Source organism: Aurantimonas marianensis (assembly GCF_024195285.1).
In the GTDB taxonomy this organism is placed as follows: Bacteria; Pseudomonadota; Alphaproteobacteria; order Rhizobiales; family Rhizobiaceae; genus Aurantimonas; species Aurantimonas marianensis.
This window is the reverse complement of record NZ_JALHBS010000137.1, coordinates 1-743: the sequence shown is the minus strand read 5'-3', so window position 1 is coordinate 743 and position 743 is coordinate 1. Positions and strand designations below refer to the sequence as shown.

The 743-nt window shown below is 55.3% G+C and carries 1 rRNA gene; it reads left to right on the top strand.

Going from position 1 to position 743, the window contains the following annotated elements:
* Window positions 1-134: 134 nt before the first annotated feature.
* Window positions 135-743: ribosomal RNA gene (locus MJ956_RS18655) — 16S ribosomal RNA — on the top strand; the annotation flags it as partial.

Here is a 743-nt window from a genome sequence, read left to right as displayed (position 1 = left end):
GATGGTGTCGAGCGAAGGGCGTTTTCGGTGTTGGTCTGGCTTTGCAGTGATGCGGGCCGGTCTGGCGGCGGGGGCGTCCGAGTAACTCTCGTCAAATGCTTTGAGACAGTGACGGTCAGGGAAAAGCTCTTATCAAACCTGAGAGTTTGATCCTGGCTCAGAACGAACGCTGGCGGCAGGCTTAACACATGCAAGTCGAACGCACTCTTCGGAGTGAGTGGCAGACGGGTGAGTAACGCGTGGGAATCTACCCATCTCTACGGGATAGCTCCGGGAAACTGGAATTAATACCGTATACGTCCTGAGGGAGAAAGATTTATCGGGGATGGATGAGCCCGCGTTGGATTAGCTGGTTGGTGGGGTAATGGCCTACCAAGGCGACGATCCATAGCTGGTCTAAGAGGATGATCAGCCACATTGGGACTGAGACACGGCCCAAACTCCTACGGGAGGCAGCAGTGGGGAATATTGGACAATGGGCGCAAGCCTGATCCAGCCATGCCGCGTGAGTGATGAAGGCCCTAGGGTTGTAAAGCTCTTTCAGTGGGGACGATAATGACGGTACCCACAGAAGAAGCCCCGGCTAACTTCGTGCCAGCAGCCGCGGTAATACGAAGGGGGCTAGCGTTGTTCGGAATTACTGGGCGTAAAGCGTACGTAGGCGGACATTTAAGTCAGGGGTGAAATCCCGGGGCTCAACCCCGGAACTGCCTTTGATACTGGATGTCTTGAGTCCGGAAGAG